The sequence below is a fragment of the Stakelama marina genome, from assembly GCF_018122655.1.
Taxonomy (GTDB): domain Bacteria; phylum Pseudomonadota; class Alphaproteobacteria; order Sphingomonadales; family Sphingomonadaceae; genus Sphingomonas; species Sphingomonas marina.
The window spans coordinates 1,279,550-1,302,719 of the sequence record NZ_JAGRQC010000001.1 but is presented as its reverse complement, the minus strand read 5'-3'; the positions used below and the strand labels follow the sequence as shown (position 1 = coordinate 1,302,719).

The following is a 23,170-nucleotide window of genomic DNA, read 5'->3' as shown; positions in this document are numbered from 1 at the left end:
GAGTGATTCTCCGCATCAATGCGATGTTGCGCCCACCCGATAGTGATCGGCCCAAAAACGTGCAAGTTCAAGCACCATGCCAACGCTTCAGCCGAAACTTGGCTCCCTATAGCGGCTATCATGCAGGCGGACTGCCTTGCGGAGACTGTTATGCCGTCAGGCGCAGCGCGTCTGGGTGCGTTTCCTTCTTTGGCTGATCGGGCCAGATGCCTCGCGCGTCATAGACGATCTTGTCGCTGCGCTCGTCGAGGGGGATCGACTTGAAGACCTCATGATCGACCAGCGTGATGAAGATCGGGCAATCTTCGATCGCTTCGTCGATGTCGATCAGCGTCGCGCCAGTGCCGTTGAACTGAGCCGGCAGCGATTTCGCATATGGCTCCACGATCCGAATGCGGTCGCCGAAGCGGGCGGCGAGATGTGCTGCGATCTTCAGTGCGGGGCTCTCACGAAAATCGTCGATATTGGCTTTGAAGGCGAGGCCGAGACAGGCAACCGGCGCCCCCGGCATCGTTTCGATCAGGGCCTCGGTCCGGCCGATCGTATAGCCGATCTTGCCGTCATTCACTTCGCGCGCAGTGCGGATCAGCGGCGTATTTTCGGGATCGCCATGGACCAGGAACCACGGGTCCACCGCGATACAGTGACCACCCACACCCGGGCCGGGCGACAGAATGTTCACGCGCGGATGGCGGTTGGCGAGGCGAATGACTTCCCAGACATCGACGCCGACATTGTCGGCAACGATCGACAACTCGTTGGCAAAGGCGATGTTGACGTCGCGGAACGCATTTTCGGTAAGCTTGGTCATCTCGGCGGCTTTGGCGGTCGTAGTGACGCAGGCGCCGCGGACGAAGCGACGATAAAATTGCAGCGCCTTGCGCGCGCAGCGCGGCGTGATGCCGCCGATGACGCGGTCATTGTCGATCAGTTCGACCAGGATGCGGCCCGGCAGCACCCGCTCCGGGCAATAGGCGATGGCAATGTCGGGGGTACCTGAGCAGTGGCCCGGGACCTTCAGATCGGGACGCAGCCTGGCGAGCAGTTCGGCAACCTTTTCCGTCGTACCGACCGGTGACGTCGATTCGAGGATGACGACATCGCCCGCCTTGATTGCTGCTGCGACATTGGTGGCAGCCTGAAGCACGTAACCGATATTGGGGGCATGGTCCTCGGCAAAGGGCGTCGGAACGGCGATGACAAAGACATCGGCGGGCTCGATCTGCGTCGAGGCGCGAAGATTTCCGCGAGCGACGACACCCGATACCAGCCCGTCCAGATCGATCTCCTCGATATGTACCTTGCCCGAATTGACCGTCGCGACCACTGTTTCATCGACGTCGAGACCGAGCACCTGCGCGCCCGATCGGGCGATTACGGCAGCAGTCGGAAGGCCGATATAGCCGAGCCCGAGAACGGCAACCCTCAGTTCAGTGTCCGAAACCATCGACGACAACCCTCGCAATCCGTGTTGCGGCATGGCCGTCGCCGAACGGATTGTGGGCGCGGGCCATTGCCGAATAAGCTGCCTTGTCGTCCAACAGGGTTGAGATTTCGGTAACAATGCGATCGGCATGCGGACCGACGAGTTTCGCGGTGCCGGCGGAAACACCTTCGGGGCGCTCGGTCGTGTCGCGCATGACGAGCACGGGTTTCCCGAGCGCCGGGGCCTCTTCCTGAACGCCGCCCGAGTCGGTCAGTACGATATCGGCGAGCGACAATGCGCGGATGAAGTGCGGATAATCGAGCGGGTCGATTCGTGCGATATTGGGCCGGTCGCCAAGCAAGTCATCCATCACCGACACCACGTTCGGGTTGGGATGGATCGGAAAAATAACTGCCGTATCGGGGCGCGCGGCGATCTTGCCGATCGCATCCGCGATCTCTGCCATGCCGCTTCCGAAATTCTCGCGACGATGCGTTGTGACGAGAATGATGCGCTTGCCCGAAAATCGTTCGGCGAGACCGTCGAGACCGCTTGCAAGGGCGGGGTCGGCGTCGATCCGGGCGCGCGTGGCATGCAGGGCGTCGATCACGGTGTTGCCCGTAACGAGCATGGCCGCCGGGTCGATATTTTCGCGCCGCAGGTTATCGGCAGCGGTCGTGGTCGGCGGAAAATGCTGGTCGGCGATCGTTGCGACGATGCGGCGGTTCACCTCTTCCGGCCAGGGTTGATAATTGTCGCCCGAGCGCAACCCCGCCTCGACATGCGATACGGGGATTTTGCGATAATATGCGGCCAGTGCCGCGACCATCGCAGTCGCCGTGTCACCCTGTACGATCACCCGGTCTGGCTTTTCACTATCCAGCGTCGCGCCAAGGCTGTTCAGCAGGCGGGCGGTGAGCGCGTCGAGCGACTGGCCCGGCTCCATCAGGTCGAGGTCGATATCCGGTGTAATACCGGCGATTTCGAGGACCTGGTCGAGCAGCCCGCGATGCTGCGCGGTGACGCAGACGCGAACCTCTACCTCGCCAGTGTCGCGCAAGGCATTGACCACCGGAAACATTTTGATCGCTTCGGGTCTGGTGCCGAAGACCACCATGATTTTGGAACTCGTCGTCATGATATGTGTCGATAGTGGTCCAGGTTTAATTCCGCACTAATCATGTCGGCGCATTTGCTAGCGCGTCCGGCTCTCGCTATCTCGCCGTCAACAAGGAGAACTCTCGAATGACTTTCAAGCCGCTCCGCAAGGCAGTTTTTCCCGTTGCCGGGTTGGGAACGCGTTTCCTGCCCGCGACCAAGGCGATGCCCAAGGAAATGCTGACCGTCGTCGACAAGCCGTTGATTCAATATGCGGTCGAAGAGGCATTGGAAGCCGGGGTCGAGCAGATCATCTTCGTGACCGGCAGGAACAAGACCGCGCTCGAGGACCATTTCGACATGGCCTATGAGCTCGAGGCGACGATGCAGGAGCGCGGCAAGTCGCTTGAGCCGCTCGCATCGACACGGATGACGCCCGGTTCGCCGGTCTATGTGCGTCAGCAGGAGCCGCTAGGGCTCGGCCATGCTGTCTGGTGCGCGCGCGAGATCGTGGGTGATGAACCGTTCGCGGTTCTGTTGCCCGACGAACTGATGGCAGGAAAGCCGGGCTTTCTAAAGCAGATGATCTCCGCCTATGAGCGCGTCGGCGGCAATGTGATCGGTGCCCTCGAGGTCGATCCTGGCGAGACCGACAAATATGGCATCATTACCCCGGGCGACCGTGATGGACGCGTGACGGAGGTGAAGGCGCTGGTCGAGAAACCCACGCCGGGATCGGCACCGTCCAACCTGATGATCCCCGGACGCTATATCCTTCAGCCCGAAGTGATGACCATCCTGAACGATCAGGACCCGGGGGCGGGCGGTGAAATCCAGCTGACCGACGCGATGGCGAAGCTGATCGGCAAGCAGCCCTTCCATGGCTACACGTTCGACGGTGAACGCTATGATTGCGGTGACAAGGCGGGTTTCATTCGCGCAAACCTTGCTCTGGCCCTACAGCGCGATGACCTCGGGGCGAAAGTTCGCAGTTTCGCAAAAGAACTACTTTGATGGCGCGGACGAAAGCCTCGACCGAGTGAACTGCATTTAAGTCTTGATCGCGATGCTCTTCCCGGGTCGCTGAACCAGGTCGGAGAACCACCTACCTCTCACTGCTTAGCGGCTGCTCAGTAGTGTCGGAGCGCTCGTGTCCCGACGACTGTGGATTATTCTCCATCGATGGCCTGACATGTCCCCATCGCACCATCGCCCACAGGCGTTCATGAAAGTAAAAAAGAAATATTTTCGTGAACACTTCCGTACCAGCAATCGAAACAGCGATTGCAGGGTTGCCGCTGAACAGCCAGCTCAGGATGAACGTATCGATACTACCGAGAACCCGCCAAGACAGCGCTTTAACCAGCGAACGAGGGTGGCTTTCGACCCCACGAAATAGAAACACTCTTCGACCTCGGTTGTGGGTGTCTGAATCTGAATCGACGGACAGCCGCGATACCCAGACGAAAGCTGCTTGGGCGAAAGCTTGCTGCAATTCAAGTCCTGCACATAGCAAATGCAGAAAATCGCTGTCTGAGGAATGTTGGCACTAGACCGTAACCAGCCTATCATCGGCCAGCTCCGCGAGGAGGCTGACCATGCCGGTCATCTCCACTTCGGGGATCAACCGGTCGGTCGAAAGGTTTGCGTCCGCAAGCCCGGTCTGACAGGCAAGCAGCTTCACACCCGTTTCTAGGGCGGTCGTTACAAGCGGTCCGTGCGGGCCGTCGCCGCGTTGCAGCAATTCCACGGCGGCTCCGTGACAATAGATTCGCGTGCGCGCACCCAGCGCAGCATGGGCGCTCGCCAGCGTGAGCGCTGCGTGGAAGCGATCATGGTCGGACGTTGCAACGATGATGGTCAGCCCGCGCATGCCGGGCATCCTGGGTCGTTTGGCAGGCTAAGCGTGCGAAAGCGCAGGCTTAGCGTGTCGGCGATAAGGAGCTTGCCCGCGCTGTCGTCGCCGAACGGCACGAGCTGACGGATCGTCTCGAGCGCGGCGAGACTGCCGATCACGCCGGTCAGCGCACCCAACACGCCCTGTTCGGCACAGCTGACCGCTTCGCGGTCGGGCCGATCGCCGACGAAGCAGCGATAGCATGGCTTGCCGTCTTCCCACCCGCGGAACACGCCGAGTTGCCCCTCGAACTGACCGACTGCAGCCGATACCAGCGGTATCCGCGCCGAAAGGCAGGCATCGGCGACCGTAAGCCGGGTAGCAAAATTGTCGCACCCATCGAGCACGACATCCGCATCGTCGAGCAGGCCCGCGACATTATCGTCTTCCAGTCGCTCGCGGCGCGCCGTTACCGCGATTTCGGGATTGAGGCGCGCGACATGGTCGGCTGCGCAATCGGCCTTTGGGCTGCCCTGATCGCCGGTGACGAAGATCGTCTGTCGCTGAAGGTTGGAAAGGTCGACCATGTCATCGTCGATGATGGTCAGCCGTCCGACCCCCGCCGCGGCAAGATACTGGATGGCGGGCGAGCCGATGCCGCCCGCGCCGATCACCGCGACGTGCGACTTGAGGAGCTGCGCCTGTCCTCCGCCGCCGATCTCCTTGAGCACGATATGGCGGGCATAGCGTTCGAGCTGGGCATCGCTCAGCATCGATCAATTGTCCCAGACATAGACCACGGTTGCCCGATACCAGCCGGCAGCGGCGCCGGGATCGGCTTTCAGATTGTTGCGCGCGAACGTGGTGACGAGACCCGCGGTAAACTGTTCGACCGTCGGACAATGTACGGCGTGGGGCACGGTGGCGCGTATTTCGGCATCTGCCGACAGGAGCACGGCGACATCGACGCGCAGTTCGCGGTGGCCGTTGACCTTCGTCGGGCGCGAGCACCCGCCGGTCAAAATCTCGCGGCCGACGAAATCGGTCATTTGTGAAGTGATCTTCGGAGGATCGCGATAGGGCAGCGGCGTCAGGGTTTCCCAATCGACCGGAAAGCGTAGTTCCGGCGCCCCGGCCTGGCCGACCGAGGCCGACAGGAAGACGAGGGCCGCCGTGCGGATCATCGTCCTGTCGATCCGAATCCGCCGGAGCCGCGCGCGGTCTCGTCGAGATCGGCGGTTTCGATCAGTTCGGCGCGCTGCACCGGCGCTGGCACCAGTTGGGCGATCCGGTCGCCGCGTGCGACAGCGAAGGGCTCGCTACCCAGATTGGCGAGGATGACCTTCACCTCGCCGCGATAGTCGCTGTCGATCGTGCCGGGCGTGTTGAGGCAGGTAATGCCATGTTTCAGCGCAAGCCCGGAGCGTGGGCGAACCTGAACCTCATAGCCGTGCGGGATCGCCACGGCGAACCCCGTCGCAACCGCGTGCCGCGCACCCGGGGCGAGTACCAGCTCCTCTGCCGCGACAACGTCCATGCCTGCTGCCCCCTTTGTTGCATAAGCGGGCAGGGGGAGCCCCACGCCATGGTCCAGCCTGCGGATAAGGATGTCGATCGGGTCGGTCATGGTGTCTTTCTCGGTAACGATGCCGCCAGCCGTTCGGTGGCGTTCAGCACGTCTGCATCGTTGAAGATGTCATGTCCTTGGGCCGGCAGCACTCGGTAATCGGTGTCGATCCCGCGCAGCGCTATCGCTTCGGCATAGGTGCGCGAAAAGCGTTCGGGCGTGGTCTCGTCGCGACCGCCGACCAGGATCGCCGCGCGCATGTCGGATGCAATGCCGCCCGCCGTCTGAAGCGGATCGAGGCTGTTGCTCGGCAGCGCATAGCCGCCATCGGGATCGCGCCCGGCCATGTATTTCCGCCATTCGGGCAATGTGCAGGGGCAGGAGACAAGGACCATGCCGTCGATCAGGCCGCCGCGCGTGCCCGCCAGGTCGGCCGCCATCGCGGCGCTTGTCGAATGCCCGACCAGAATAACGTCCGATTGCGGATAGCGCGTCTTCAGCCGTTCGATATCGTCGCCAACCGTGCGAATGCGGTCGGGGGTAAGCGCATCGCCAGTCATGTGACCGCGCTCGCCCGGCGAGCGATTGCCTTCGGCATCGGAATAGCCGGGGCGTAACAGTGTCACGACCGCCGAATCGGGTATCTTTTGCGAAGCGGTTCGCGCGAAATGATAGCTGTCGGATGCCGCATCCGGTGCGTCGCCATGAAGGACGACGATCAGTGAGCGGACGTTGCCTGGTTTGGTCTCGGAAAAGGTGCGCGAGTAAAGATTGAGTGGTTGCGCGGGCGGCTGAACCGTTCCCATCGCGCAGCCGCCAAGCAAGAGAAGCGGAAGGAGAAAGCTAGAGCGCATCGGCGATCCGATCCGCCAGACGCCGCGCGACTTCGCGCTTGTCGAGCCGCTCCCAGCTTTCGACACCGTCGGCGCTGACAAGGTGGATGCTGTTCGCATCGCCCCCCATGACGTCGCCCGAAACGTCGTTTGCCACAATCCAGTCCGCTCCCTTCGCCGCGCGTTTCGCGGTCGCGTGTTCGATCACCTTTTCCGTTTCCGCCGCAAAGCCGACCAGCAGGGCCGGGCGGCGAGGGCTTTTGCCCAGCATCGCGAGAATATCGGGGTTCTCGGTCAACGCCAAGCTCGTGGGCGCATTCGCCTTTTTCAGCTTCTGCCCGGCGGCGTCGACACGCCAGTCGGCAACCGCCGCGACCATGATCGCGGCATCGGCGGGAAGCGCGGCTGCGACCGCGTTGGCCATTTCCTGTGCGGTTTCGACGTCGGTGCGCTCTACTCCCGGCGGTGTCGGCAGGCTGACCGGCCCGCTCACCAGCGTAACCTTGGCGCCCAGTCGGGCGAGCGCATCGGCGATCGCGAAGCCCTGGCGACCCGACGAACGATTGGCGAGATAGCGAACCGGATCGATCGGCTCGTGCGTCGGGCCCGCGGTGACGAGGACGTGCTTTCCAGCCAGTCGCTGCGGCGTCGCGTCGCCAAGCGCATCTTCGATAGCGCCCAGGATTTGAGCCGGCTCGGGCAGTCGGCCGGGCCCGAACTCGCCGCACGCCATCGCCCCCTTATCGGGATCGAGTACCGTTACGCCGTCGTGGCGCAGCGTCTCGACATTGCGCCTGGTGGCGGGATGTTCCCACATCCGGACGTTCATCGCCGGCGCTGCCAGCACCGGCTTGTCGGTCGCAAGCAGCAGCGTCGTGGCGAGATCGTCGGCAATGCCGCCCGCCATCCGCGCCAGCAGGTCGGCAGTCGCGGGAGCGACGACGACCAGATCGGCCTCCCGACTGAGCTGGATATGCCCCATTTCCGCTTCGTCCTTCAGGTCCCACAGGCTGGTATGGACGGGCGCTTCGGACAGCGCGGCAAGCGTCATCGGCGTGACGAACTGCGCGCCGCCTTCGGTCAGGACGCAGCGTACCGATATGCCCGCCTTGCGCGCCAGGCGGATCAGCTCGCAGGCCTTGTAGGCGGCAATGCCGCCGCCGACGATCAGCAGGATTTGCTTCATCGGGAAATTCTCTGCACCGTCACGCGGCGCCTGTCGAGCGCTGCCCGTGCCACATCGCGCAGACCGTCGGGTGCGAAGACGATGCCGACAAGGACCAGCGGCGCGATCATCAGTCCCCAATGGATGGCGCCCATCGGCGCTGCGACCGAAAGCAGCAGCGCATAGGTCAGCAAGACAGACCATGCGCGGAGCGCCAGCGGGCTTTCCCAACATGCCCAGCCGAACAGCGCGATGCCGATGGCCAGGCCTGTAAGCCAGAGCGGGAACACCTGAAGCACGGTTGCGCCGGATACCGCGTTGATGAAAAATCCGAACCCGTCCATCCCGAACCAACCCGGCGTCGAATGGTCGAGCGGTCCGGCGAATTTCGCTACGGCGAGCACATGGAGCGTCAGCGCGGCGGCGAAAATCGCGAGCACTGCGGCCCATCCCAAGGCTTCGCGGCGACGGCCTTCGTAAATCGCGATCGCGCCCATCACGATGACGTAGAACGCCGCAGTCTCTCGCACGAGCACCGCCATCAGTCCGATCGCGGCGGCGTCGATCCAGCGATCGGGGCGGCGCAGCGCGAGCGACAGCGCGATCAGCAACGCGGCCCAGATTTCATGGATCGGCGCCATGCCTGCCTGCGCGCACGAGATCATGCCAGCCGCGGCGAGCACGATTGCGCCATAAAGCGGGACGGGACGCGCCACTGCCTCTCTCAATCGGAGGAACCAGGCCCAAAGTGCCAGCGCCGCCAGCAGATACAATAGCGACGAGACCGCCCAGCCGGGCATCGCGGCCTGGACGACCGCGAGTGTCGGAAGGCGAAAATCGAGAAACGGGTCGAGCGGCAGCTTGGTCGCGCTGAGTGCCGAAGCGGCGACCGTGTAATAGTCACCGCCGGCGCGCATCCCATCGACGATCGATCCGTACAGATAGATGTCCTGTTGCGGCGCCGGTGTCCCGAAATCGGGCAGCCCCCCGGCGGCGTCGGGCGCTGACGGCAATGTCAGGCAGGCGGCGAACAGCACTGCGACAAGTGTGGCAACGATCAAGGCCTTGCCGCGGCTTGCCCCGGCAAACCTGCTCGGCTGGGAAAGCCAGAGCGGGGCGGCCTTGCGCGCCATCAGGTCAGGAGCAGCGTCGCCGCCACCGCGATCGCGGCGGAGATGATCGCCACCAGAACGTACCGCAGCCCGCCGATGCGAACGACCTCGACATCCTTGAGCGGCGGGGAAGGGGGCGCGCCGCCGGGGGAAGGATAGCGCGATTCGATATTGCGGATCAGCTCGGGAAGCCGCGCCACTGTCTTCAGGTCCTTGACGAGACGGTCCGCGATCGCCGCTTCAGGCCCCAGTTCTGAACGGATCCATTCCTTCACGAACGGTGCGGCGGTGTCCCACATATTGATGTCGGGATCGAGCGCCGTGGCAACACCTTCGACCATCACCATCGTCTTTTGCAGCAGCAACAGGTGCGGCTGCGTCTGCATGTCGAAGTCGCGGGTGATGTTGAACAGCCCTTCGAGCATCGTGCCGATCGACATGTCCTTGACCGGAAGCCCGCGCATCGGCTCGCCGACCGCGCGAAGCGCCGTTGCGAATTCGCCGACATCATGATGCGCCGGTACATAGCCCGCTTCGAAATGTATTTCGGCGACGCGGACATAATCGCCGGTAATCAGGCCATAGAGGATTTCGGCGAGCCAGACGCGCGCGCGGCGGTTGATGCGTCCCATGATGCCGAAATCGATCGCCGCGATCTTGCTGTCGGACAGTGCGAACAGGTTCCCCTGGTGCATGTCGGCATGGAAAAAGCCTTCGGAAATCGCCTGGCGCAAAAAGGCATGAACCAGTGTCTTGGCCAGCGCCTTGGTGTCGTGCCCCGCTGCGTGAAGCGCCTCGCGGTCGGAGATCTTGACGCCTTCGACCCATTCCAGCGTCATCACGCGGCCCGTTGTTCGCTGCCAGTCGATCTTGGGCACGACATAATTGGGCTCGGCTTCCATCGCTTCGGCGAGTTCGGAAGCGGACGCGGCCTCGCGGCGCAGGTCGAGTTCGCGCGCAGTCCAGCGCCGGAACGTCTCGATCACGAGCCGGGGCCGCAAGCGAGCAGCTTCGCCGCCGAGTGCCTCGAGCTGGGCCGCGGCCCATTGATAGGTGTCGATCGCGCGAGTGAATTCGCGCTCGATGCCCGGGCGCAGGACCTTGACCGCGACGTGCTGGCCGTCGGTCGTGACCGCGCGGTGGACCTGGGCGATCGACGCCGCGCCGATCGGTTCCTCGTCGATCGATTCGAACAGCGCGTTTATCGGCCTTCCGAACTCTGCCTCCATCTGCCGGCAGATCGTGTCGAACGGCACCGGCGGGAGCGCGTCCTGAAGCCGCATCAGATCATGCGCGGCTTCTTCTCCGACCAGATCGGGGCGCGTGGCAAGCGTCTGCCCGAGCTTGATCGCGGCGGGCCCCAATTCCTGGAAGGCGTCGGCGTAGCGTGGCTTTTTGGGCACCCGCGCGCCGAAGCGGGCAATCCGCGCAAGGCGTCGTACCGGGGCGGGCGTCAGCGGATCGCGTTCGATCCCCCTCAGCGCGCCGTGCCGGGCGAGGATGCGGCCCCATTTGAGCAGCCGCCAGAGATGCACCGCTGGTGCCGTCACGCCTTTTTCATCCTTCTCAGATTTTCCAGCCGCTGTGGATCGCGACCAGCCCGCCGAGAAGCGGCTCGACCTTGGTCTGGGTAAAGCCCGCTTCCGCGATCATGCCCTTGAAGCTTTCCATGTCGGGGAAGCGGCGGATCGATTCGATCAGGTAGCGATAGCTGTCCTCGTCGTTGGCGAGCAGCTTGCCGAGCTTCGGGACCAGATGGTGCGAATAGGCATCGTACACATCGGCAAAGCCGGGCCAGAGCGTGGTCGAGAATTCGAGGCAGAAAAAGCGCCCTCCGCGCCGCAGCACGCGGTGCGCCTCGCGAAGCGCCGCCGGAATGTCGGTTACGTTTCGGATGCCGAATGCGATCGTATAGGCATCGAAGAACCGGTCGGGAAAGGTCAGCGTCTCGGCATTGGCTTCGGTCCACACCAGCCCGTCGAAGCCACGCTTCTGGGCGCGCTCAATGCCCACTTCCAGCATCGCCGGATTGATGTCGGCCACGGTGATGCTCGCGCCGGATTTGGCAAGCCGGAACGCGATGTCGCCGGTGCCGCCCGCCATATCGAGGATCTGTTCGCCCTCGCGCGGTTTCACGCGGCGCACGAAACGGTCCTTCCATAGTCGGTGCATGCCGCCCGACATGGCGTCGTTCATGATGTCGTAGCTGGACGCCACGCTGGAAAACACGCCGCCGACCCGGCGGGTCTTTTCGCCGGGCGCGACATCTTCATATCCGAAGGAGACGGTATCGGTCATGGCGATCGCTCTAGCCAAGGCTTGTGGCGGGGGCAAACGCTACCTAGCTGCTGTTTCGCAATGCCCGAACTTCCAGAGGTGGAAACCACCGTCCGCGGCCTTCGCCCGGTCCTCGATTCGCAGCGCCTGTCCCGTGTCGAGGCACGGCGAGCCGATCTGCGTCGCGCGATTCCGGTCGATATCGTCCAGCGATTGACCGGCGCCGTCGTTACGGGGCTTCGCCGCCGCGCCAAATATGGGCTGATCGATACCGATCGGGGCGACACGCTGATCTTTCACCTCGGCATGTCGGGGCGCTGGCGGCTGCAACCGGATGCGTTGCTCCCGCACGATCACTTCCTGCTCGAAACCGAATCGGGCAGCGTCGCGGTGCTCAACGATCCGCGACGTTTCGGCTCGCTCGATATCGTGCCGACCGATTCGCTTGCCGAATGGCCCGCCTTTGCCGCGCTGGGGCCCGAGCCGCTCGGCCCCGATATCACTGCCGACTATTTTGCCGCGGCATTTGCCGGTCGCAAGGCGTCGGTAAAGACGTTGCTGCTCGATCAACGGGTCATAGCCGGGCTCGGCAACATCTATGTCTGCGAAGCGCTGCATCTTGCCGGCATCTCGCCGAAGCGTGCGGGCGGGCGTATTTCACGACAGCGGCTGGCGGCGCTGACAACAGCGATTCGGCGCGTGCTCGAAGAGGCGATAGCGGCGGGTGGTTCCACCCTGCGCGATTATGCGCGGCCCGATGGCGAGCTGGGATATTTCTCCAAGAAATTCCTCGTCTATGGCCGCGAAGGGCTGGCGTGCGAGTGCGGCGGAACCGTGCGCCGCTATGTCGAAGGCGGGCGTTCGACCTTCTGGTGCCCGGCCTGCCAGCGCTGAACCGGTTGACCGCGGCGGCAACAGCCGCTAATGGGCGCGCTTTCCCGAGCGCTTCGGCGTTGCCGGGACCTCTTTTTACGCAGATCAGGAATTTAGCAAGCATGGCGAATACGCCGCAGGCCAAGAAGCGCATCCGTCGCAACACCCGTCGCGCCGAGATCAACGGCGCCCGCATCAGCCGCATCCGGACTCAGGTGAAGAAGGTCGAAACCGCGCTCGCCGCCGGTGACAAGACCGCTGCTGCCGACGCGCTGAAGGCTGCCCAGCCCGAACTGGCGCGCGGCGTTGCCAAGGGTGTGCTGCACAAGAACACTGCTGCGCGGAAATTCTCGCGACTGACGAAGCGCGTCGCCGCGCTCGGCTGACAGCCGACAGTTTCACCGATCGAAAAGCAATTGCCCCGTCGGCATCGCCGGCGGGGCTTTTCGTCGTTCTGCTTCCGCAATGACGATCCTCAATCATAGCGACGGACTCTCCACGAGTCGGATTGGCTTGGCAGCGTGAACCAGGAGATAACTAGTTGAAAAATAGGCATAATCGAAGAAATTCGACGCATTTCCTACGTCGCCGGGCTGTCAACAACTATATTTCGGTTTCGTTACATGTCCGCCTCTTGATCGACTCGCTCCGCTCTCTCTAAACAATCTCTCCCAGGCGATGTTCTCGCCGTGTGGGGGTCAAACGAAGCTTTGTACGTCAGCCGGATGTCGATTCCGGCTGGGGGTGAGGTTTTGCCGGTGATTCGGGCGGCGGGGGCGGCGCCCGTGACAGGGGGATGCGTAACTGTGATTCGGGAGGCTGAACTGGAGAGGACCGCCGACAAGACCCAGGCATGGACTCGCATTCGCGAGAACCTCCGCGCCTCGGCCGGCCAGCGGCTCTTCGACCAGTGGCTGAAGCCGATTGCGCTGATCGATTGCGCCGACCCCGATGTCGTGCGTCTGGGGCTGCCGTCGGCGTTCATGACCAATTGGGTCAAGAACCACTATGCCGACCGGCTAACCTATGAATTTCGCGCGCTGTTGCCGCATGTCCGCAGCGTGCAGGTCGAAACGGTGCGCGAGCAAAAGGCACCGCGCGTCGTAAAGGCCGAGGAAGCCCCGCAGCCGCGTGTCGACCCGCAGCCGCGTGTCGAAAAGCTCGCTGCGCCGAAAAAGCCGGTTGGCGAGCGCTATCGCTTCGATCCGCGCTTCACCTTCGACCGGTTCGTCGTCGGTGCTTCGAACCGGGTCGCGTTCAACGCGGCTCGCGCGCTTGCCGAAGCGGGGCGGCCGCGGTTCAGCCCGCTGTATCTCCACAGCACGACCGGGCAAGGCAAGACGCACCTGATGCATGCGATCGGGCACGAGTTCCTGAACGCGAACCCCGAAGCGACCGCGATCTACATGCCCGCCGAGCGCTTCATGTTCGAGTTCGTTCAGGCGCTGCGATCGCGCGACACCTTTGCGTTCAAGGCGCGGCTTCGGGCCGTCGATCTGCTGATGATTGACGATCTGCAATTCATCGCGGGCAAGGATTCGACGCAGGAGGAATGCCTCCACACCGTCAACGAGTTCATGAGCGAGGGGAAGCGGCTGGTAATCGCAGCCGATCGCCATCCCCAGGCGCTCGACGGGGTGGACAGCCGCCTCGTCGGGCGCCTGGGATCGGGGCTGGTCGCCGACATCAAGGCGCCCGAGCTCGACCTGCGCCGCGCGATCCTCGATCGCAAGCTTGCCGATACGCCGGGTGCGGAAGTTCCGCAGGATGTTCTCGACCTGCTCGCCAGCCGGCTGAGCGGCAGCGTTCGTGAACTGGAAGGCGCGCTCAACCGTGTCATCGCCTATGCGCAGCTTATCGGTGAGAAGGTCACGATGGACTTTGCCGTGCAGACGCTGGGCGAGGTGCTGCGCGGGCCGCAGCGGCGGATCACGATCGACGAGATCCAGCGCGCCGTGTCCGCGCATTTCGAGGTGCGCCAGCTCGACCTCGTATCTGCGCGCCGCGCCGTGGTCATCGCACGCCCGCGCCAGATCGCGATGTATCTCGCCAAACGGCTGACGACTCGCTCACTGCCGGAGATCGGGCGCAAATTCGGCAACCGCGATCATTCGACCGTCATTCATGCAGTACGGCGTATCGAGGATTTGCGCGGCAAGGACGCGGAGATCGACGGCGCAGTGCGTACGCTGATGCGCGAACTGGAAGGTTGATCGGCTGACCGGATCCCCCTTGGGGGCGGGTCGGGGTGGAAAACGCTGAAGTCGGGTCGCTCGCGATTTCTTTCCACCCCGACCTAGGATCGGTCCAGCGCTGTAAGCGGACGCTCAGACCTGAAGGCCGACCGCTTCCTGTGCCTGTTTGAGGATTGGCGCCGCGAGTGCATCGGCGCGTTCGGCGCCTTCTTTCAGATGCGCCGCGACCGCCGCCTTGTCCGCCAGCAGCTGATTCAGCCGACTGCGGATCGGGCCGAGCCTGGCGACGGCCAGATCGGCCAGCGCCGGCTTGAACGCGCCGAAGCCCTGACCGGCATATTCTTCCACCACCGATTGCGGTTCGTGATCGGCGAGTGCAGCGAATATCGTGACCAGATTGCGCGCTTCGGCACGCGATTCGAGTTGGTCGAAACTGTCCGGAAGCGGTTCGGGATCGGTACGCGCCTTGCGGAATTTCTGCGCGATCACGTCATCATCGTCGGTCAGGTTGATGCGCGTCATGTCCGAAGGATCGGATTTCGACATCTTCGCCTGGCCATCGCGCAGTGACATGATGCGCGGCGCGGCCTTTGAGATGAACGGTTCGGGAAGCGTGAAGAGTTCGGTGTCGAAATCTGTGTTGAACTTGGTGGCGATGTCGCGCGCCAGCTCAAGATGCTGTTTCTGATCCTCGCCCACCGGCACGTGCGTGGCGTTGTAAACGAGCACGTCGGCGGCCTGAAGCACCGGATAGGTGAACAGGCCGACGCTTGCACCCTCGCGGTTCTTGCCCGCCTTGTCCTTCCACTGCGTCATGCGGTTCAGCCAGCCCATCCGCGCGGTGCCCTGCAGAATCCAGCATAGCTCCGCATGGGCTGGAACGCGTGCCTGGTTGAACAGGATCGCCTTGGCCGGATCGATGCCGGCGGCGATCAGCGTCGCGGCCATTTCGATTGTCGTCGCGGCGCGTTCCGCCGGCGGAATCGCGACGGTCAGCGAGTGCAGATCGGCGAGGAAGAACAGGCAGTCGCCGCCCTTTGCCGCGACATCGTCCTGCATCGCCACCCATTGCTTGATCGCCCCCAGATAATTGCCGAGGTGCAGATTGCCGGTGGTCTGGATGCCGGAGACGATACGCATGGTGGTCCTTGTCAGTTTGCGGGGCTTCGACGCAGCATCGCGCGAAGGTCGGCGACGCCATATGCGCGTGTGATGAAGCAGGCCAGCGCGTAGATGGCAATGCCTGCGGCCACCATTGCACCGAGCGTCGGCAGCGTGATGAACAGCGAGCCGTGCGTGTAGGGCCGGATCGGGCTGCGGAGGAAGAACAGCGCAACGCCCATCACCGCCGCCGCGAGCGCGAGCCTGGGGATGCGGCGTTTCAGCCGGGCGTCGGCCGTAAAATGCCCGCGCTGGACCAGCGTGCGATACAGGAGCGCGGTGTTGACCGTCGCTGCGATCGCCGTGGCGAGCGGCGGGCCGACGGTGCCGATGGTCGGAATCAGAATCAGGTTGCCGACGATGTTCACGCCGACCGAGATGATCGCGAAGCGCACGGGCGTGCGCGTATCGTGGCGGGCATAGAAGCCAGGTGTGAGTACCTTCACCAGCACATAGGAAGGCAGGCCGAGCGAAAACGCGGCGAGCGCCCAGGTCGTGCGTACCGTGTCGGCGGCGTCGAACTGGCCATGCTGGAACAGTCCGCGCACGATCGGTTCGGCCGCAAAGATGAAGGCTGCGGTCGCCGGAAGCGTCAGGAACAGCGCGAGTTCGATGCCGCGATTCTGCGTGTCCATCGCCTGCGCATCCTGCTTCGCGCCGAGCTGGCGCGAGATCGTCGGCAGCAGAATCGTGCCCAGCCCGATACCGATCATGCCGAGTGGAAGCTGGTTGAGACGGTCGGCATAGTAGATCGCCGAGATCGACCCTGCGCCGAGCAGGCCCCCGGCGAGCGCCGTCGAGACGAGCAGATTGACTTGCGTCGCACCGGCGCCCGCCGCGGCGGGCAGGATCAGCTTCAGCAGGCGCTTGATATCGGGATCAAGCCTGGGGCGGCGCAATTTCAGGCTGACCCCGGCCTTGTGGCAGGCGAGCATCAGCCAGCCGAGCTGGAGCATCCCGCCGATCGTTACCGACATGGCCTGGATGCGCGCGGTCTGTTCGGGCGTATCGCCGTGGAAAAACCACAGCGCGCTGACCATTGCGACGTTCAGCAGAATAGGGGCCGCGGCATTCACCCAGAATTTGTTGAGCGAATTGAGGATTCCGCCCAGCAGCGAGGCGAGCGAGATCAGCATCAGATAGGGAATGGTGAACCGCGACAGCGTCACCGCATAGTCGAACTGTTCGGGCGAGGGGTTCTGCTCTTTGAAGCCGAGCGAAAGCATCCAGGTCAGCGGCCACGCGGCGGCCAGCATGACGATCGTCATCACCAGCAGCACGGGGAACAGGACGGCAAGCGCCTGTTCGGCGAATCGCAGTCCCGCGTTCAGATCGTCCGCCTCGCCGACCTTGCGGTTGAACATCGGGATAAAGGCCGATGCGAACGCGCCTTCCGCGAATAGCGAACGGAACATGTTGGGCAGCCGGAAGGCCACCAGAAACGCATCGGATGCGAAACCTGCGCCGACGAATGTCGCCTGCAGCGTGTCGCGGCCCAGCGCCAGGATGCGGCTGACGAGCGTCAGTCCGCCGACCGATCCCAGCGATTTGGCGAGGTTCATCGCGGCAATCCCCCGCTACGGGGTCGTCAGGCGTTGCCGGCTTCCGGGCTGACCGAGCCGGTGCCTTCGACATTGCCGCCCTGCTGCTGCGACTGCTGCAGATAAAGGCCGTTGAAATCGATCGGCTCGAGCATCAGCGGCGGGAAGCCGCCGTCGCGAACCGCGTCGGCCAGAATGCGGCGGGCAAAGGGGAAGAGCAGGCGAGGCGCTTCGGCAAAGAGAAACGGCTGCAGATGCTCGGCGGGCACGTTGCGGATGCCGAACAGGCCAGCATAGCTGAGATCGACGAGGAACGAGGCGGTGCCGTTCGTCTCCGCCTTGGCTTCGATCTTCAGGATCACTTCGTGCATATCGTCGCCGACCTGGTTGGCGCCGATGTTGAACTGAACATCGATCTGCGGCGCGTCGGTCTGCTGATAAACGGCCGGCGAATTAGGATTCTCGAACGAGAAATCCTTCACATATTGCGAAATCATGTTGACCATCGGCCCGGTGTCGGCGCCGTTCGCTGCGGGTTCGCCATTGGGGTTGCCGTTTTCCTGCTCGGCCATCTCATCATCCTTTTCGTCGGAAAATCGAAGCGGGGTACCCGCATTCCATATCGCGCCGCGCGTAGCAGGCGGTCGCCGTCAGTTCAACGGTCGGTGCGCGGCATTTGAATCGGCGCGCGCTTGCCCTTATGTATTCGGTCAGAAGTTCGGAGGAATAGTGCTTTATATCGTTCTCCTCGCCATGGTCGCCGGTTTTCTGGCGCTGCGACTCTATTCGGTGCTCGGCAAGCGCACCGGCCATGAACAGCCGCTTGTGAAGCCGGCCGAAGAACGGCTTGCGACACAACCGACGCCGCGCACGATCGACATGCCGACCGAGTTGCGCGACGCAGGAACGCGCAGTGTCGACAGCAATGCGGAACAGGGCATCCGTGCGCTGGTCGCGGCCGATTCGGAGTTCGACGTCGCGCAATTCCTTGAAGGCGCGAAATCGGCATATCGGATGATTCTGGAAGCCTTTTGGAAGGGCGACCGCAAGACGCTGGAATGGCTGGTGGGCGGCGATGTGCAGGAAGCGTTCGTCACCGCGATCGACGAGCGCGAAAAGGCCGGGCATACGCTTGAAAACCGCCTCGTCTCGATCGAGCGCGCCAATATCGTCGATGCCTCGGTAGAACGCGGCGCAGCGCAGATCACCGTGCGCTTCGACGCGGATATTGCGGCGGTCACGCGCGATGCGGATGGCAATGTCGTCGCCGGATCGTTGAGCGATGCCGTCGAAACGCATGATCTCTGGACCTTCGGGCGCACGCTGAAGAGCGATGATCCGAACTGGAAACTGGTGGAAACCGACGAGGCCTGACGGGCATGAAAAAATGGGGGGTGGCGGCGCTCGCGGTGCTGCTGGGCAGTTGCACCGGCGGGATCGTTCCTCCTGCGGCAGGGCCTCCGGCAACCGCCGGATATGGCTATGGCAGCAACAGACCGCTGCCCGTCCGCCAACCGCCGCCGGCAACGCCGATGTCGCCTGTTGCCGCACCATCCGCTCCGACAGGCGCCGCTACTGCCGCGCAGAGCGGGATCGTCGCCGGACCGGCGGTATCGCAGCTTCCGATAGGTCAGGTAGGCGCCGCGCGGGCGTTGCAGGCGTTTCGGCGGTCCTGCCCCTCGCTCATGTCGCGCAACGATATTTCGGGTCTTACGACCGCGAATGACTGGGCCAGGGTATGCCGCATAGCCGATTCGGTCGGCGACGCCGGTGCGTTGCGATTCTTCCAGCAGAATTTCGCCACCGTGCAGGTGGGGAGCGGCGAAGCATTCGCGACGGGTTATTACGAGCCTGAAATTCATGCTTCGCGCCACCGCGGCGGAGCCTATCAGACCCCGATCTACGCCAAGCCCGACGACCTTATCGATGTCGATCTGGGGCTGTTCACCGACAATCTGCAGGGCAAGAAAATTCGCGGGCGCGTTCAGGGCGATGCTTTCATTCCCTATTACGACCGCACCCAGATAGAGGAGGGCGCGCTTGCCGGGCGCGGGCTGGAACTCGCCTGGGCAGCCGATCCGGTCGAGGCATTCTTTCTGCAGATCCAGGGCTCGGGGCGGCTGCGCCTGCCCGATGGATCGGTGATGCGCGTCGGCTATGCCGGGCAGAATGGCCGCGATTATACGAGCATCGGCAAACTGATGCGCGAACGCGGGCTGCTCGCGCCCGGACAGGCTTCGATGCAGGGCATGGTCGCGTGGCTCCACGCGCACCCGGCGCAGGGCCAGGCGATCATGCGCGAGAACAAGAGCTTCGTCTTCTTTCGCCGATTGACCGGTGCCGGACCACTTGGCGCGCTCGGGCTGCCGGTGACGGGAGAAGCGAGCGTTGCAGCCGATCCCGATTTCATGCCGCTTGGCGCTCCGGTATTCCTCTCGCTCGACCGTTCGGACGCCACGGGATTGTGGGTGGCGCAGGATACCGGCGGCGCGATCAAGGGTGCCAACCGCTTCGATACTTTCTGGGGCGCCGGCGATACGGCTCGCGCGATAGCCGGCGGCATGTCCGCGCACGGCACGGCGTTCATTCTCGTGCCGCGCAGCGTAATGGCAAGGCTGGGTGCCGATGGCCGGACGACGCCTTAGCGACGAAGAGGCGGCGTTATGGGCGAGGGTGAAAGCCGAGGTGCGTCCGCTGCATCCGCGCGCTGAGCGGAAACAGGCCGCACCGTTCGTTTCGCCGCCAGAGCCTCGGGTCAAGAAACCTGCGCAACGCCCGCTGCCGATGCCGCCGCGCACCTTGGCACCGGTACGCAAGGCCGCGCCCCAACATGCGACGCTCGATTCGGGATGGGACCGGCGCATCGGGCGTGGTCAGGTCGCCCCCGACACGATCATCGACCTCCATGGTCATTCGCTGGCATCGGCGCATGCGATGCTCGATGCCGGGCTGGATGCGGCGATAACGCGCGGAGAGCGGGTGTTGCTGCTGGTGACCGGAAAGCCGCCGCGTGCCGGGTCGGAACGCCCGCATGCGCGCGGTGCGATTCGTGCCGCAATTCATGACTGGCTGGCGGTTTCGCGTCATTCGTCGCGTATCGCCGCAGTGCGCCAGGCCCATCCGAGGCATGGTGGTGCGGGAGCGCTCTATATCGTGCTCCGCCGTACAAGAACGACCGCGTCCCGAAAATCTTAACTCTTCTGCGCGATTATACTGGCCGATGAAGCGCGGGCGACCTGATCCGCGTCCAGAAGCGGGATTGCAAACAGCCGGATGAACGGATTTTCGCTCACCAGCCGTGCGGTGGTCTTCGCCATCTGCGCAGGGGCGTTGGCGTTCATCCTCGCGCTGTTCGCAACGTCGCACGGCAGCTGGAGCGCCGAGCATGCGGCGACCGCGCTGATTCCGGCAATCGTTTGCGCGGTGATGTGCTGGGCGGCGGCGGAGCGGACCGTCGCGGGCACCGCCTCGGCAATCGATTCGGCGATCGAGCGGTTGGCGCAAGCCGCCAATGGCGATCTGCAAAGCCCGATTCCCGGCGCCGTGTCGAAAGAAGTTCCGCAGCTTGCCGATGCGATGGACGGGCTGTTTCAGCAGCTTCACGCGAATCTGGAAAGTGTACAGCGGCTGGCGATGTTCGATCCGGTGACCGGGTTGCCCAATCGCGTCAGTTTTCGCCGTAATTGCGAGCGGCAGCTCGCCGAATTGCCGCGCGACGGCAAGGCCGCTTTGTTCTTCGTCGATCTCGACCGCTTCAAGACTGTCAACGACACGCTCGGCCATGCCACGGGCGACGCGCTCCTGGGGATGGTGGCCAATCGGCTGCGTGCGGTCGCGGATCGCTATGCGGCTACCACCGGCGCGGCTCCGTTGATCGGTCGGCTGGCCGGTGACGAATTCACGCTGTTCTTCGGCGCGGTCGCGAACGCGGGGGAAGCGTCGCGGATCGGTCGGGGTATATTGTTCGCGATGAACGAACCGTTCGATATCGCAGAGCAGGAAATCACGGTCGGAGCGTCGGTCGGGATCGCGATGCGGCCCGATCACGGCGCGACGCTTGCCGATCTGATGCGCGCGGCCGACGCCGCGATGTACCGCGCCAAGGCGGCAGGCCGAGGGCGCGTAGAACATTTCTCCGATAATCTGGCCGCCGAAATTGCCGACAGCATCCAGCTTGAAAGCGACTTGCGAGAGGCGATCGACCAGCAGCAGTTCGGACTTGTCTTTCAACCGCAGATCAGCGTGCGCCGGGGAGAGATCGTCGCTGCCGAGGCATTGCTGCGCTGGCGCCATCCCGACGGCGAGCGGCTGCCGGCGAGCTTTATCAGGCGGGCAGAGGAAACCGGGCTGATCGTCGAGATCGGCGACTGGGTGGTCGCCGAGGTTGCAAAGACGATCACGCGCTGGGCGGATGCAGGTGTCGAACAGCGTCTGGCAATCAATGTCAGCCAGCGCCAGCTCGACCATGTGGCGTTTTTCCGCGGGCTCCGTCAGGCGATGCAGAATGCGCGCGCACCCGCAGCGATGCTGGAACTGGAGATCAGCGAAACGCTTGCGATGAATTGCAACGAGGATGTGATCGACGCGATTGCAGCACTTCGCCGCGACGGAGCGACCATATCGATCGACGATTTCGGCACGGGCTATTCCAATCTCGCCCGGCTGCGCGAACTACCGCTCGACCGCGTGAAGCTCGATCCCAGCATGATCGCCAATGTCGTCGAAAGCACGGAGGCGCGAGCGGTTATCCAGGCGGTCATCAGCCTCGTTCACGGCCTGCAATATGAAGTCGTGGCAGAGGGGATCGAATCGTCCGCACAGGCCAAGGTGCTGGGCGTGATCGGTTGCGACGTGCTCCAGGGCTATGCCGTCGCCCGGCCCATGCCCGAGGACGCGTTCATCGCATGGGCGCGCAACCGTGACGACCGGGCCGCGGTCAGCGCCTGAAAACCCTGTCGATCACCCGCGCATAGACGCGCTCGAGCGCTTCTAGATCGACCACGGCCACTGCCTCGTCGAGCTTGTGCATCGTCGCGTTGATGAGGCCGAATTCGACCACCGGGCACAGCTTCGACAGAAAGCGCGCATCGGACGTGCCGCCGCTTGTCGACAGTTCCGGCTGCATGCCGAGTTCGGCCTGGATCGCGGCGCACATGATGTCCGACAGCTCGCCCGGTTCGGTCAGGAACGCTTCACCCGACACCTTTGGCGTGACGATCGCGTCCGGGGCGTGGCTGCGGACGATCTCGGTAATCCGGCGACCGAGGTCGTCGCCGCGATGAAGATCGTTGAACCGGATGCTGATCCGCGCACTTGCTTTGCCGGGAATGACGTTGTGCGCGGTATTTCCGACGGTCAGATCGGTCGTTTCGATATTCGACGCCTGAAACCATTCGGTGCCGGTGTCGAGCGTGATCGAGTCGATTTCCGCGAGCGCCGCCACGAGCTTGGGGATCGGATTGGCGGCGAGGTGGGGATAGGCGACATGCCCCTGCTTGCCGGGAATATCGATCCAGATATTTACCGATCCCCGTCGCCCGATCTTGATCGTATCGCCCAGCCGCTTGACCGAGGTCGGTTCCCCCACCAGGCACATATCGGGGCGAATGTCGCGTTCGTTCATCCGGTCGATCAGCGCGCGCGTGCCGAAAATCGCCGGTCCCTCCTCGTCGCCGGTGATGATGAGGCTGGTCGTGCCATCGGGGTCGGCATGCGCGCAGGCGGCCGCGAACGCAGCGATCGCGCCCTTCATGTCCACGGCACCGCGCCCGTATAGCAGGCCGCCGCGTACTTCCGCGTCGAAGGGATCGCTTCTCCAGCCGTCACCGGGGGGGACGACATCGAGATGGCCGGCAAAGGCGAAATGACGCCCGCCCGAGCCGCGCGTCGCGAGCATGTTCTCTACCGGACCGTCGGGCGCTTCGCCGCTCACGAACCTGTCGATTTCGAAGCCGGCCGATCGCAGCGCGGTTTCGAGCACGTCGAACACTTCGCCACGCGCGGGGGTGACGCTTTCCGCATCGATCAGCTGCTTGGCGAGAGAGACGACGTCGGGCATGGTAGTATCGGCTTTCATGGGAGAGGG

The 23,170-nt window shown here is 63.8% G+C and carries 24 protein-coding genes; 8 read left to right on the top strand and 16 right to left on the bottom strand.

What is annotated here, in order from left to right; translation table 11 throughout:
* Positions 1 to 148: 148 nt before the first annotated feature.
* Positions 149 to 1,447, bottom strand: coding sequence for a UDP-N-acetyl-D-mannosamine dehydrogenase (gene wecC, locus J7S20_RS06240; protein ID WP_284053343.1), 1,299 nt, complete (start codon positions 1,445 to 1,447; stop codon positions 149 to 151).
* A complete protein-coding gene (gene wecB, locus J7S20_RS06235) occupies positions 1,431 to 2,564 on the bottom strand; it encodes a non-hydrolyzing UDP-N-acetylglucosamine 2-epimerase (RefSeq protein WP_284053342.1) in 1,134 nt (377 codons plus the stop codon). The genes wecC and wecB overlap by 17 nt, the downstream gene beginning before the upstream one ends.
* 107 nt (positions 2,565 to 2,671) lie before the next feature.
* On the opposite strand from wecB, the gene galU reads away from it, so the two are divergent.
* Positions 2,672 to 3,538: a UTP--glucose-1-phosphate uridylyltransferase GalU gene (galU, locus tag J7S20_RS06230; protein WP_284053341.1), complete on the top strand. Its 867-nt coding sequence runs from the start codon at positions 2,672 to 2,674 to the stop codon at positions 3,536 to 3,538.
* Between the two features lie 91 nt (positions 3,539 to 3,629).
* On the opposite strand, the gene J7S20_RS06225 is transcribed toward galU, so the two are convergent.
* The 10 genes from J7S20_RS06225 to J7S20_RS06180 form a co-directional block, all read right to left on the bottom strand.
* Positions 3,630 to 3,929, bottom strand: a complete 300-nt coding sequence (locus J7S20_RS06225) for a DUF2061 domain-containing protein (RefSeq protein WP_284053411.1) — start codon at positions 3,927 to 3,929, stop codon at positions 3,630 to 3,632.
* Between the two features lie 144 nt (positions 3,930 to 4,073).
* Positions 4,074 to 4,397 carry a DsrE family protein gene (locus J7S20_RS06220; RefSeq protein ID WP_284053340.1) on the bottom strand — a complete coding sequence of 108 codons (324 nt, stop codon included), beginning with the start codon at positions 4,395 to 4,397 and terminating at the stop codon, positions 4,074 to 4,076.
* Positions 4,385 to 5,134 carry a HesA/MoeB/ThiF family protein gene (locus J7S20_RS06215; protein ID WP_284053339.1) on the bottom strand — a complete coding sequence of 250 codons (750 nt, stop codon included), beginning with the start codon at positions 5,132 to 5,134 and terminating at the stop codon, positions 4,385 to 4,387. The genes J7S20_RS06220 and J7S20_RS06215 overlap by 13 nt, the downstream gene beginning before the upstream one ends.
* 3 nt (positions 5,135 to 5,137) lie before the next feature.
* A complete protein-coding gene (locus J7S20_RS06210) occupies positions 5,138 to 5,545 on the bottom strand; it encodes a hypothetical protein (RefSeq protein WP_284053338.1) in 408 nt (135 codons plus the stop codon).
* A complete protein-coding gene (gene dut, locus J7S20_RS06205; protein WP_284053337.1) occupies positions 5,542 to 5,988 on the bottom strand; it encodes a dUTP diphosphatase in 447 nt (148 codons plus the stop codon). Before dut ends, J7S20_RS06210 begins: the two co-directional genes overlap by 4 nt.
* Entirely contained in the window at positions 5,985 to 6,734 is a 750-nt protein-coding gene (locus J7S20_RS06200; protein WP_284053336.1) for an alpha/beta hydrolase, read from the bottom strand. Before J7S20_RS06200 ends, dut begins: the two co-directional genes overlap by 4 nt.
* A gap of 37 nt (positions 6,735 to 6,771) precedes the next feature.
* Positions 6,772 to 7,947, bottom strand: coding sequence for a bifunctional phosphopantothenoylcysteine decarboxylase/phosphopantothenate--cysteine ligase CoaBC (gene coaBC / locus J7S20_RS06195; RefSeq protein WP_284053335.1), 1,176 nt, complete (start codon positions 7,945 to 7,947; stop codon positions 6,772 to 6,774).
* On the bottom strand, positions 7,944 to 9,059 hold the full coding sequence (locus J7S20_RS06190) for a hypothetical protein (protein ID WP_284053334.1): 1,116 nt from the start codon (positions 9,057 to 9,059) through the stop codon (positions 7,944 to 7,946). The genes coaBC and J7S20_RS06190 overlap by 4 nt, the downstream gene beginning before the upstream one ends.
* The gene (gene ubiB, locus J7S20_RS06185) at positions 9,059 to 10,588 is read right to left on the bottom strand and encodes a 2-polyprenylphenol 6-hydroxylase (protein ID WP_284053333.1); all 1,530 of its coding nucleotides are present in this window, start codon (positions 10,586 to 10,588) and stop codon (positions 9,059 to 9,061) included. The genes J7S20_RS06190 and ubiB overlap by 1 nt, the downstream gene beginning before the upstream one ends.
* A gap of 16 nt (positions 10,589 to 10,604) precedes the next feature.
* Positions 10,605 to 11,336 (bottom strand): class I SAM-dependent methyltransferase, encoded by a 732-nt coding sequence (locus J7S20_RS06180; RefSeq protein ID WP_284053332.1) that lies wholly within the window; start codon positions 11,334 to 11,336, stop codon positions 10,605 to 10,607.
* Between the two features lie 60 nt (positions 11,337 to 11,396).
* On the opposite strand from J7S20_RS06180, the gene mutM reads away from it, so the two are divergent.
* From mutM to dnaA, 3 genes are all read left to right on the top strand, one after another.
* Positions 11,397 to 12,209 (top strand): bifunctional DNA-formamidopyrimidine glycosylase/DNA-(apurinic or apyrimidinic site) lyase, encoded by an 813-nt coding sequence (gene mutM, locus J7S20_RS06175; RefSeq protein ID WP_284053331.1) that lies wholly within the window; start codon positions 11,397 to 11,399, stop codon positions 12,207 to 12,209.
* Positions 12,210 to 12,310: 101 nt separating this feature from the next.
* On the top strand, positions 12,311 to 12,574 hold the full coding sequence (rpsT, locus tag J7S20_RS06170) for a 30S ribosomal protein S20 (protein WP_284053330.1): 264 nt from the start codon (positions 12,311 to 12,313) through the stop codon (positions 12,572 to 12,574).
* A 420-nt stretch (positions 12,575 to 12,994) separates the two neighbouring features.
* Positions 12,995 to 14,401, top strand: coding sequence for a chromosomal replication initiator protein DnaA (gene dnaA, locus J7S20_RS06165; protein WP_430980908.1), 1,407 nt, complete (start codon positions 12,995 to 12,997; stop codon positions 14,399 to 14,401).
* A 114-nt stretch (positions 14,402 to 14,515) separates the two neighbouring features.
* Here the strand turns inward: dnaA and trpS are convergent, their stop codons facing one another.
* From trpS to secB, 3 genes are read right to left on the bottom strand one after another with little or no spacing between them, the layout of a single operon-like run.
* Positions 14,516 to 15,523 (bottom strand): tryptophan--tRNA ligase, encoded by a 1,008-nt coding sequence (gene trpS, locus J7S20_RS06160; RefSeq protein ID WP_284053329.1) that lies wholly within the window; start codon positions 15,521 to 15,523, stop codon positions 14,516 to 14,518.
* Between the two features lie 11 nt (positions 15,524 to 15,534).
* The gene (murJ, locus tag J7S20_RS06155; RefSeq protein ID WP_284053328.1) at positions 15,535 to 17,106 is read right to left on the bottom strand and encodes a murein biosynthesis integral membrane protein MurJ; all 1,572 of its coding nucleotides are present in this window, start codon (positions 17,104 to 17,106) and stop codon (positions 15,535 to 15,537) included.
* A gap of 26 nt (positions 17,107 to 17,132) precedes the next feature.
* Positions 17,133 to 17,657: a protein-export chaperone SecB gene (gene secB / locus J7S20_RS06150; protein ID WP_284053327.1), complete on the bottom strand. Its 525-nt coding sequence runs from the start codon at positions 17,655 to 17,657 to the stop codon at positions 17,133 to 17,135.
* A 157-nt stretch (positions 17,658 to 17,814) separates the two neighbouring features.
* On the opposite strand from secB, the gene J7S20_RS06145 reads away from it, so the two are divergent.
* The 4 genes from J7S20_RS06145 (at position 17,815) to J7S20_RS06130 (ending at position 22,032) form a co-directional block, all read left to right on the top strand.
* A complete protein-coding gene (locus J7S20_RS06145) occupies positions 17,815 to 18,459 on the top strand; it encodes a Tim44/TimA family putative adaptor protein (protein ID WP_284053326.1) in 645 nt (214 codons plus the stop codon).
* A gap of 5 nt (positions 18,460 to 18,464) precedes the next feature.
* Positions 18,465 to 19,730 carry a murein transglycosylase A gene (mltA, locus tag J7S20_RS06140; RefSeq protein ID WP_284053325.1) on the top strand — a complete coding sequence of 422 codons (1,266 nt, stop codon included), beginning with the start codon at positions 18,465 to 18,467 and terminating at the stop codon, positions 19,728 to 19,730.
* The gene (locus J7S20_RS06135; protein WP_284053324.1) at positions 19,711 to 20,280 is read left to right on the top strand and encodes a Smr/MutS family protein; all 570 of its coding nucleotides are present in this window, start codon (positions 19,711 to 19,713) and stop codon (positions 20,278 to 20,280) included. The genes mltA and J7S20_RS06135 overlap by 20 nt, the downstream gene beginning before the upstream one ends.
* A gap of 78 nt (positions 20,281 to 20,358) precedes the next feature.
* Entirely contained in the window at positions 20,359 to 22,032 is a 1,674-nt protein-coding gene (locus tag J7S20_RS06130) for a putative bifunctional diguanylate cyclase/phosphodiesterase (protein ID WP_284053323.1), read from the top strand.
* Here J7S20_RS06130 and dapE read toward each other — a convergent pair.
* Entirely contained in the window at positions 22,022 to 23,161 is a 1,140-nt protein-coding gene (gene dapE / locus J7S20_RS06125; RefSeq protein WP_284053322.1) for a succinyl-diaminopimelate desuccinylase, read from the bottom strand. The two genes, J7S20_RS06130 and dapE, sit on opposite strands and share 11 nt — an antisense overlap.
* Between the last annotated feature and the right edge of the window lie 9 nt (positions 23,162 to 23,170).

Coding starts and splice junctions, on each gene's coding strand:
- wecC (WP_284053343.1), bottom strand. CDS start 1,447: ATGGTTTCGGACACTGAACTGAGGGTTGCCGTTCTCGGGCTCGGCTAT.
- wecB (WP_284053342.1), bottom strand. CDS start 2,564: ATGACGACGAGTTCCAAAATCATGGTGGTCTTCGGCACCAGACCCGAA.
- galU (WP_284053341.1), top strand. CDS start 2,672: ATGACTTTCAAGCCGCTCCGCAAGGCAGTTTTTCCCGTTGCCGGGTTG.
- J7S20_RS06220 (WP_284053340.1), bottom strand. CDS start 4,397: ATGCGCGGGCTGACCATCATCGTTGCAACGTCCGACCATGATCGCTTC.
- J7S20_RS06215 (WP_284053339.1), bottom strand. CDS start 5,134: ATGCTGAGCGATGCCCAGCTCGAACGCTATGCCCGCCATATCGTGCTC.
- J7S20_RS06210 (WP_284053338.1), bottom strand. CDS start 5,545: ATGATCCGCACGGCGGCCCTCGTCTTCCTGTCGGCCTCGGTCGGCCAG.
- dut (WP_284053337.1), bottom strand. CDS start 5,988: ATGACCGACCCGATCGACATCCTTATCCGCAGGCTGGACCATGGCGTG.
- J7S20_RS06200 (WP_284053336.1), bottom strand. CDS start 6,734: ATGGGAACGGTTCAGCCGCCCGCGCAACCACTCAATCTTTACTCGCGC.
- coaBC (WP_284053335.1), bottom strand. CDS start 7,947: ATGAAGCAAATCCTGCTGATCGTCGGCGGCGGCATTGCCGCCTACAAG.
- J7S20_RS06190 (WP_284053334.1), bottom strand. CDS start 9,059: ATGGCGCGCAAGGCCGCCCCGCTCTGGCTTTCCCAGCCGAGCAGGTTT.
- J7S20_RS06180 (WP_284053332.1), bottom strand. CDS start 11,336: ATGACCGATACCGTCTCCTTCGGATATGAAGATGTCGCGCCCGGCGAA.
- mutM (WP_284053331.1), top strand. CDS start 11,397: ATGCCCGAACTTCCAGAGGTGGAAACCACCGTCCGCGGCCTTCGCCCG.
- rpsT (WP_284053330.1), top strand. CDS start 12,311: ATGGCGAATACGCCGCAGGCCAAGAAGCGCATCCGTCGCAACACCCGT.
- trpS (WP_284053329.1), bottom strand. CDS start 15,523: ATGCGTATCGTCTCCGGCATCCAGACCACCGGCAATCTGCACCTCGGC.
- murJ (WP_284053328.1), bottom strand. CDS start 17,106: ATGAACCTCGCCAAATCGCTGGGATCGGTCGGCGGACTGACGCTCGTC.
- secB (WP_284053327.1), bottom strand. CDS start 17,657: ATGGCCGAGCAGGAAAACGGCAACCCCAATGGCGAACCCGCAGCGAAC.
- mltA (WP_284053325.1), top strand. CDS start 18,465: ATGAAAAAATGGGGGGTGGCGGCGCTCGCGGTGCTGCTGGGCAGTTGC.
- J7S20_RS06135 (WP_284053324.1), top strand. CDS start 19,711: ATGGCCGGACGACGCCTTAGCGACGAAGAGGCGGCGTTATGGGCGAGG.
- J7S20_RS06130 (WP_284053323.1), top strand. CDS start 20,359: ATGAACGGATTTTCGCTCACCAGCCGTGCGGTGGTCTTCGCCATCTGC.
- dapE (WP_284053322.1), bottom strand. CDS start 23,161: ATGAAAGCCGATACTACCATGCCCGACGTCGTCTCTCTCGCCAAGCAG.